Source organism: Clostridium sp. ZBS15 (genome assembly GCF_023845705.1).
Classification (GTDB): Bacteria; Bacillota; Clostridia; order Clostridiales; family Clostridiaceae; genus Clostridium; species Clostridium aquiflavi.
This window is the reverse complement of the sequence record NZ_JAMQHY010000127.1, coordinates 1-285: the sequence shown is the minus strand read 5'-3', so window position 1 is coordinate 285 and position 285 is coordinate 1. Positions and strand designations below refer to the sequence as shown.

1 protein-coding gene is annotated in these 285 nt (G+C 22.5%); it reads right to left on the bottom strand.

Annotation, left to right across the window (positions count from 1 at the left end):
* On the bottom strand, nucleotides 1–285 hold a 285-nt coding region (locus NG904_RS16795), incomplete at both ends, for an NAD(P)/FAD-dependent oxidoreductase (RefSeq protein ID WP_252232868.1).

Here is a 285-nt window from a genome sequence, read left to right as displayed (position 1 = left end):
CCTGTACCAACTATTACTGCATTTTTAGGCTTATTATTAATAATAAAATTCTTAATATTTCTAGCACTTTGTACATTTCTTAAGAAAAACACATTTTTATTTTCTATACCTTTTATATTAGGCATAAATGGTGATGCACCAGTTGCTAATACTAATTTATCATAAGTATCCTTAAACACTTCATTAGTATGTAGATTCTTAACAGTAATATTTTTTTCTAAACTATTAATATTTAATACTTCATAACCTGTAAAAACATCAATATTGTATTTCTTTTTAAAAAAT